Origin of the sequence: Halioglobus sp. HI00S01, assembly GCF_001635445.1 — a bacterium.
In the GTDB taxonomy this organism is placed as follows: Bacteria; Pseudomonadota; Gammaproteobacteria; order Pseudomonadales; family Halieaceae; genus Halioglobus; species Halioglobus japonicus.
Genome location: NZ_LWEE01000075.1, coordinates 1 through 502 on the forward strand (window position 1 = coordinate 1; position 502 = coordinate 502).

General features: G+C 62.0%; 1 pseudogene. It reads right to left on the reverse strand.

The features are described from left to right. A pseudogene (locus tag A3709_RS12540) lies at positions 1-502 on the reverse strand (IS30-like element ISPsp7 family transposase); the annotation flags it as partial.

Sequence of the window (502 nt, forward strand, 5' to 3'; positions counted from 1 at the left end):
ACCGACGGACGAGGCGTTGGCCTTACCCTTGATGAGGTCGCCTTCCCAATGCCCCGGCATCAGCCTGTCTTCAATCTCCGGCGGGCGCACATGAATACTGACCATTTCGGGGATCTGGCCGCGCCGATCCACGCCACCAGAGCGCGGCCGGCGCGTCGTCTTGCCTTGGCGCAGACAGATGATCAGCTCCTTACGCAGCTCACCCACTGGCAGGGCATAGATCGCGTTGTAGATCGTCTCGCGACAGACGTAGGCATCTCGCAGGTTGGGTATGTTCATGCTGCGCAGCTTGCCGGCAATCTGCTCGGGAGACAAATGCTCACGCAGCATATGGGTCACCAGTTCGAAGCGCTCGCTACCCGGCAACAGTTTTCGCATCGGTCGACAAACCTGGCGGCGGGCCTGCATTTGCTGCTGGGCCAGGCGGGCCGAGTAGCCACCGCAAGCACCTCGGTTACGGCGCAGCTCACGGCTGATGGTCGAAGGGGATCGGTTGATCAAG